Genomic DNA, 7,111 nt, shown 5'->3' with positions numbered 1-7,111 from the left:
ACGAGATTCGCCTTAGTCTCGTGGGCTCGGAGATGTGTATAAGAGACAGATGTGGCGCAGGCGGTGGTTTGCGCGCGCGAGCTGGGCGAACGCCACGGCGCGCTGGCGGGGGCCGATGCCCGCCAGTTGGTGGCCTGGGTGATCCCGCAGGAGGGCGCGGCGCTGGACACGACCGCGCTGCACCAGGCGCTGGCGCAGCGGCTGCCCGCCCACATGCTGCCGGTGAGTTATGTTGGGATGACGGCGTTCCCGCTGAGCGCCAACGGCAAGCTCGATCGCAAGGCGCTGCCGTCCCCGGCGGGACAGACGCAGGCGGGACGTGAGCCGGAGACGGAGGAGGAACGCCTGCTGGCGGCGCTGTTCGCTGAGATGCTGTCGCGGCCGACGGTCTACGCGGACGATGATTTCTTCGCGTTGGGGGGACACTCGCTGCTGGCGATGAGGCTGGCGGCGGAGATCCGCCGTCGTCTGGCGCGTTCGCTGACGGTCGGGCAGATCATGGCGGCGCGCAGCGTGGAACAGATTGCGCGACTGCTAGCGGACGAGGGCGCCGCATCGCGTCACAGCGGCGGGGATGAAACGCTGCCGCTGCGGGCAGGCGACGGCCCGACGTTATTCTGCCTGCACCCGGCGTCCGGGTACGCCTGGCAGTATGCTGGGCTGCTGCGCTATCTGGCGGGAGATTACCCCATCGTCGGACTACAGTCGCCGCGTCCGGACGGCGTGATTGCCGCCTGTGATTCGGTCGAGGCGATGTGCGAACGTCACCTGGCGACGATCCGTCGTCTACAGCCGCAGGGGCCGTATTACCTGTTGGGTTACTCGCTGGGCGGCACGCTGGCGCACGGCATCGCCGCGCGTCTGGAAGCCGCGGGCGAGACGGTGGCGTTCCTCGGCCTGTTTGATACCTATCCGCCCGAAGGGCAGGATTGGCGCGGACCGAGCGAGGAGCAGGCGCAGCAGGAGGTCGCGCAGGAGCAGGCGGAGTTTATGGCCGAGGCGGAAGAGGAGACGGACGCGCATCTGCGTGCGGAAAAAGCCGCGATGTTCCGCGATATCGTGGCGAACTACCGTGATGCGGTGCAGCGATTGTCCACAGCGTCGACGCGGCGCTATCACGGCGAGGCGACGCTGTTTGTGGCGACCGGCACGCTGCCGCCGGAGATGGATGTGCAGGCGACCTGGGCGCCGTATGTCGGTCGTCTGTCGACCTATCTCCAGCCCTGTGAGCATGCGGATATTCTGTCGCCCGCCTCGCTGGAGCAGATCGGGCCGCAGCTGGATCGACTGCTGACGCCGCTGGCTAAGCTGAAAGCGCGGTGAGTCCGACGGGCGGGGCGGTTGATCCGCGGCGCCCGAGACGTCAGCGGATCAAAGTCCTTCGGGCGCGGGGTGATAGCGGCCGCAGGGCACGATCAGCGGCATGTGGGACACCGGGTCATCGATAATCACGCAGGTCATACCGAAGACGTCGCGCACCAGATCGGCGGTGACGATCTCGGCGGGCGCGCCCTGCGCCATCACGCGGCCCGACTGCATCACGATGAGATGGTCTGCATAGCGGCAGGCCTGATTCAGATCGTGCAGGACGGCGACCAAGGTGTGGCCGCGCTGCTGATTCAGTTCGCGAAACAGATCGAGCAGGTCGATTTGATGGGCGATATCGAGCCAGGTCGTGGGTTCATCCAGCAGCAGCAACGGCGTTTGCTGGGCCAGCACCATCGCAATCCAGACGCGCTGTCGCTGCCCGCCGGACAGTTCGTCCACGCTGCGATCCGCCAGCTCGCTGACGTTGGTGGCCTGCATCGCCTGTTCGACCGCCGTCTGATCCTCCTCGCTCCACTGGCGCAGGAGGCTTTGGTGCGGATAGCGTCCGCGAGCGACCAGATCGGCCACGGTGATGTTATCCGGTACGATAGCGTGCTGGGGCAGGAGTCCGATCTGGCGGGCGAGCGCTTTGGTCGGGATGGCGTGAATGTTTTTTCCCTCCAGCAGGACGTTGCCCGCGAGAGGTTTTAGCAATCGGCACAGCGCGCGCAGCAGGGTCGATTTGCCGCAGGCGTTGGGGCCGACGATAACGCTGAACTGATGCGCCGGGATCGTCACGTTAAGATCTTCAGCAATGATTTTATGGTCGTAGCCCAGCGTCAGGTGGGCGGCGTGTAAAAACGGTGTCATCAATCACTTACTCTCATCAACGGGGTGAGCCCGCTCCCGCACGGAGAATGCCGGAGAGGGGCGTTAGTCAATGGCGCGACTCGCGAATCAGCAGCCAGATTAGATAAATGCCGCCGATGCTGACGGTCACGGCGCCGACCGGTAGCTGGATCTGGCGGAAGGCGTGCTGGGCGATCATATCCGCCGCCAGCAGCAGCGTGGCGCCGACCAACGCGGAGGACACTAACGGCGTGGCGCTGGCGCGGGTCATTCGGCGGGCGATCTGCGGGGCGGCGAGGGCGATAAAGGAGATCGGCCCTGCGGTGGCAGTAACCAATGCGGTCAGCACGATGCCGAACAGCATCAGCCACAGGCGGCTGGCCTCCGCGTTGACGCCGAGCGCGCGGGCGCTGTCGTCGCCCATTTCCAGCAGCTGAAGTCGTTTGCCCAGCAGCAAGACGGCCAGCGTCGCCAGCGGCGTGAGCCACAGCGCGGGCTGCGCTTTGGTCCAGGTCATGCCGTTGAGCGTGCCGGTTCCCCACAGCGTGGCGGTAATGGCATGTTCCAGCGAGCCGGTGATCACCAACCAGGTATTGAAGGCATACAGCACGGCGCTGACGGCGATACCGACGATAATCAGCCGGAAGCCGTTAATCCCTTTGCGCCAGGCCAGCAGATACACCAGCGCGGCGGCGGCGATACCGCCCAGAACCGCGCCGCTGACGATCTGGTAGTAGTCGCCTTCCCACACCATGACCGCCAGCAACACGCCGGTGAACGCGCCGGTATTGAAACCGACGATATCCGGACTGCCGAGCGGGTTGCGAATAATAGATTGAAAAATCGCGCCGCTGAGGCCGAGACTGGCGCCGAGCAGCAGCGCCATCACGGCCCGCGGCGCTCGCCATTGGGTCACCACGGTCTGAATTCCGCCGTCGGCGTGACCGGCCAGCGCCCGCCATACGTCGAGCGGCGCTATTTTCAGCGTGCCCAGTCCCATCGCCACCGTGAGCAGCAGCAGGCCTAGCAACAGTAGCAGCCCGTTGACGAACAGCGTTCGTCCGGCGAAGCGGCCGCTGACGATGCCGCCGGGCGCGCGAAGCGAGAGTGTCTTACTTGCCATCACCATTTCCTCAGGCTTTACGCTGGCGAACCAGCCAGATCAGAACCGGTGCGCCGACAAAGGCCGTCACGATGGAGACGCGCAGCTCGCCAGCTGCCAGCAGACGGCCCGCGATATCGGCGCAGAGCAGCAGGATGGGGGCGAACAGAAACGAGTACACCATGATCCAGCGCTGATCCGGTCCCGCCCACCAGCGGGCGACATGCGGGATCATCAGGCCGACGAAGCCAATCGGGCCCGCCAGCGCGGTGGCGGAACCGCACAACAGCATGATCGCCAGCACGGCGATGACGCGAATCAGCATGACGCGGGTGCCCAGCGCCATCGCAATATCTTCGCCCATGCTCAGCGCGTTCAACGAACGGGCGGCGAACAGCGCCAGCACGGCCCCCAGCAGGATGGTCGGCGTGACGATGCCGACGTTACGCAGCGAACGGATATCCAGCGAACCGGCTTCCCAGATACGCATTTGATCGAAGGCCTGCGGATCGAGCAGCGAGATGGACGAGGACAAACCTGTCAGGACAGCGCTGAGCGCCACGCCCGCCAGCGTCAGCCGAATCGGGTTGATGCGCCCGCCGCTCAGCGTACCGATCAGCCAGACCGCCAGACTGGTGACGAGTACGCCTATCCAGGCGAATCCCAGCCAGGCCGTCATGCTGTTAATGCCGAAGCAGGTGATGCCGATGACGATGGCGAAGCTGGCGCCTGCATTGACGCCGAGGATGCCGGGGTCGGCTAAGGGATTGCGCGTCAGCGCCTGAATCACTGCGCCCGCGCCGCCCAGCGCGAGGCCGACAATGAGGCCCGCCAGCGTGCGCGGCAGGCGCGCATTAAGAATGATCGTGCTGTCGGCCGTATCGAGCTGACCGGTCAGACTGTGCCAGACCACCATCGGAGAAATCGATTTAGCCCCGATAGTCAGGCTGGCGACGGCGACGAGCGCCAACAGCAGCAGGAAGAAAAGCAGACCGGCGCGACGCCGAACAGTTTGAGAATAGCGGGTGGGCGGCTGATTGGCGGCGACTGGCGCCTGATGCGAAGGAAGTGACATCGCCAACGAACAGCTCCTTAATATGTGAAGATGAGTATGATTATCATTAATGTTATCGCGCGGCTATGTTAGCATGCCTCGGTGAGCAAATACATTGACGTAGACCGCGTGTTGACGCCGTTCAGCCCCCGCTGAACGGGCGGTATCACCTTTATTTTCACGGAATATTATGGCTAAAACCTCCATCTTGCTTGACTTCAGTTTGCTGAAAAACAACGCCCATTTTCGCGCGATTTTTGTCGCCAGAATGCTGTCCGTCTTCTCGCTGGGCATGCTGGCGGTGGGCGTACCCATTCAAATCCAGTCGATGACCGGCTCCACCCTGCAAGTCGGGGTGGCGGTGGCGCTCGACGGCGTGGGGATGTTCATCGGTCTGATGTGCGGCGGCGTGCTGGCGGACCGTTTCGACCGGCGCAAACTCATCCTGTTCGCGCGCGGCACCTGCGGGCTGGGTTTTGTCGCGCTCAGCCTCAATGCTTTTTCCAGTTCACCGTCGCTGGCGGCGCTGTATGTGCTGGCCGCGTGGGACGGATTCTTCGGCGCGTTAGGCATGACGGCGCTAATGGCGGTGATCCCGCTGCTGGTGGGGCGCGAGAATCTCCCGGCCGCCGGGGCGCTGAGTATGTTGACGGTGCGACTGGGCGCGATCCTCTCGCCCGCGCTGGGCGGGGTCATTATCGTGGCGGGCGGCGTCGGCTGGAGCTTCGCCGTGGCGGCAATCGGTACGTTAGGCACCTTGATCCCGCTGATGCGGCTGCCGTCTCTTCAGCCGGAGGCCAGCGAGCCGGAGCATCCGTTGCGTTCGCTGGCGGGCGGAGTGAAATTCGTCTGTTCGCATCCGGTCGTCGGCTGGGTCGTGGTGCTCGGTCTGCTGGTCAGCATGATTGGCGCGATGCGGGTGCTGTTTCCGGCGCTGGCGAACGATGTCTATCACGCCGGTCCCTCCGCCATTGGCCTGATGTACTCCGCGGTGCCGCTCGGGGCAATGCTGGGTGCGTTTACCAGCGGTTGGGTTTCCGGCGTACGACGGCCGGGGATGGTGCTGCTGGTCTGTACGACCGGGGCATTTCTGTCGGTAGCGCTACTGGGCGTGGCGGGCTATTTCGCCGTGGCGCTGGCGGCGTTGGTCTGTTACGGCTATCTCAACGCGATCGCGTCTCTGCTGCAATTTACGCTGATCCAGACGCATACGCCGGACAGGCTGCTGGGGCGCGTGAATAGTTTGGGGTCGGCGCAGGACGTCACCGGCGATTCGCTCGGCGCGCTCGGCTTAGGGGCGATGACCCGGCTCATGACGCCCGCGCTGAGTATTCTGTCTTTCGGCGGCGCGGCGGCGATATTAGGACTGGCGCTGATGTTGCTGGTTCGGCCTTTGCGCCGGTGTACGTTCGGGCAGGTCGATGAGGGAGAACCGGCTGACGATGAAGCGAACGAAGCGGAACCTTCCCCCTCGCGCCACGCGTAAACGCCAACCACCAACCTGGCGACCGGCCGCAGGGACGCGGCCGAATCGAGGTCACTCAGCATCACGGCTGACGGAAGAAATGCTCGATATTGTTTAGCATATTATTGGCGCTGTAATAATCGAGCCGGAACGTATCCGGTCCCATCGCCCACACGTGCTGTTGCTCAACGGGTTCGATATGGCGCAGGAACGGATTATTCATCAGGTTGCCGACCGTCTTTTCATCCGCGGAGAACAGCAGCAAAGATTTCCCATTCAGGCTGTCGGCCATGTTCTCTCCCGAGATCTGCACGATGTCGCGGCGTTTGCCCTGACTGGTTTCGGTCGGCAGGTTGGGCGGCAGATCGGCTAGCTGAAAGCCTAACTCCAACAGGAGCTGGCCTTGCGCGGAAGCGCGGGTCCAGATATTGACCCCTCGTCCATCTTCGTAATACACCAACGCTGACACCGGCTGCGGCGGCAGCGTAATCGCCTGTTTGATCGCCTGAACGCGTTGTTCGAAGCGGTCGACGACGTCGTGGGCCTCTTTTTCGCGGCCCGTCGCCACGCCCAGCTGTTCGGCCAACTGCTGCCAGCTCTTATCGCCGTAGTCGATCACCAGCGTAGGGGCAATGGCGGAGAGCTGGTCGTAGAGTTTCAGCGCGGAGTCGCCGCCGGTGGCGGCAATGATGATCAGGTCCGGCGACGCGGCGGCGATGGCTTCCGCGTTAGGCTCGGTGATGTATAGCGGCTTGATGTTGCGCGCTCTGGCTTCTTTCCCCCACTGGATAAAAAAGCCCTGATCGTCGGACACCGTCGAGTTGCGGCTGGTGGCGCCGGAACCGATCACCTGCGCATCAATCGCCAGCAGCGTACCGGTAATGGTCACGCTGGTGGACACGATGCGTTGCGGCGGATGTTGCAGCGTCAGCGGGCCTTTTAGCGTTTGCACCGTTCGCGGCCAGCCGTCGTGTGCGGCAGTGGAAGAGGATGTATTGGGAATGGCGCTGTTCTGATTATCGCAGCCGCTGATGAGGGTGAGCAGGGCGCTGAACATTAGCGCGCACAGCCGGGTAAATTGGGAATAGGCGTAGCCTTGCATAGCCGTCAGACTCCTCCTGATACGGACAAGGTAGTGCTCGGATTCGGGAAGGAGAGTAAACGATAACCACGGTGACGCACAACTTGAAATCCCCGGCGACGCCTGCCTCGCCGGAGAGCGATTAACGCATGACGCGAGCGCTGCGCTGATCCGGTGCGTCGTCATCGATATCAAACCATTGAAACTGTCTCTTATACACATCTCCGAGCCCACGAGACTAAGGCGAATCTC

5 protein-coding genes and 1 pseudogene are annotated in these 7,111 nt (G+C 63.6%); 2 read left to right on the top strand and 4 right to left on the bottom strand.

The genetic code is table 11. The annotated features are described in order from the left end of the window. Nucleotides 1-51 precede the first annotated feature (51 nt). A pseudogene (locus tag Q7O77_RS12385) lies at nucleotides 52-1,323 on the top strand (thioesterase domain-containing protein); the annotation flags it as partial. A gap of 48 nt (nucleotides 1,324-1,371) precedes the next feature. On the opposite strand, the gene Q7O77_RS12380 reads toward Q7O77_RS12385, so the two are convergent. From Q7O77_RS12380 to fepD, 3 genes are all read right to left on the bottom strand, one after another. After that, the gene (locus Q7O77_RS12380; protein ID WP_304167699.1) at nucleotides 1,372-2,178 is read right to left on the bottom strand and encodes an ABC transporter ATP-binding protein; all 807 of its coding nucleotides are present in this window, start codon (nucleotides 2,176-2,178) and stop codon (nucleotides 1,372-1,374) included. Nucleotides 2,179-2,245: 67 nt separating this feature from the next. Continuing rightward, nucleotides 2,246-3,280, bottom strand: a complete 1,035-nt coding sequence (fepG, locus tag Q7O77_RS12375; protein WP_304167696.1) for an iron-enterobactin ABC transporter permease — start codon at nucleotides 3,278-3,280, stop codon at nucleotides 2,246-2,248. A 10-nt stretch (nucleotides 3,281-3,290) separates the two neighbouring features. Then, the gene (gene fepD, locus Q7O77_RS12370; protein WP_304167702.1) at nucleotides 3,291-4,334 is read right to left on the bottom strand and encodes a Fe(3+)-siderophore ABC transporter permease; all 1,044 of its coding nucleotides are present in this window, start codon (nucleotides 4,332-4,334) and stop codon (nucleotides 3,291-3,293) included. A 169-nt stretch (nucleotides 4,335-4,503) separates the two neighbouring features. Here fepD and entS point away from each other — a divergent pair, with 169 nt between their 5' ends. Further along, nucleotides 4,504-5,799, top strand: coding sequence for an enterobactin transporter EntS (gene entS, locus Q7O77_RS12365; protein ID WP_304167694.1), 1,296 nt, complete (start codon nucleotides 4,504-4,506; stop codon nucleotides 5,797-5,799). A gap of 61 nt (nucleotides 5,800-5,860) precedes the next feature. On the opposite strand, the gene fepB is transcribed toward entS, so the two are convergent. Further along, nucleotides 5,861-6,880: a Fe2+-enterobactin ABC transporter substrate-binding protein gene (gene fepB / locus Q7O77_RS12360; RefSeq protein WP_304167691.1), complete on the bottom strand. Its 1,020-nt coding sequence runs from the start codon at nucleotides 6,878-6,880 to the stop codon at nucleotides 5,861-5,863. Nucleotides 6,881-7,111 lie beyond the last annotated feature (231 nt).

Origin of the sequence: Lonsdalea britannica, assembly GCF_946477055.1 — a bacterium.
Lineage (GTDB): Bacteria > Pseudomonadota > Gammaproteobacteria > Enterobacterales > Enterobacteriaceae > Lonsdalea > Lonsdalea britannica_A.
The sequence above is the reverse complement of the archived record's forward strand: the minus strand, read 5'-3'. Positions and strand labels throughout refer to the sequence as shown.

Coding starts and splice junctions, on each gene's coding strand:
- fepG (WP_304167696.1), bottom strand. CDS start 3,280: ATGGCAAGTAAGACACTCTCGCTTCGCGCGCCCGGCGGCATCGTCAGC.
- Q7O77_RS12380 (WP_304167699.1), bottom strand. CDS start 2,178: ATGACACCGTTTTTACACGCCGCCCACCTGACGCTGGGCTACGACCAT.
- entS (WP_304167694.1), top strand. CDS start 4,504: ATGGCTAAAACCTCCATCTTGCTTGACTTCAGTTTGCTGAAAAACAAC.
- fepD (WP_304167702.1), bottom strand. CDS start 4,334: ATGTCACTTCCTTCGCATCAGGCGCCAGTCGCCGCCAATCAGCCGCCC.
- fepB (WP_304167691.1), bottom strand. CDS start 6,880: ATGCAAGGCTACGCCTATTCCCAATTTACCCGGCTGTGCGCGCTAATG.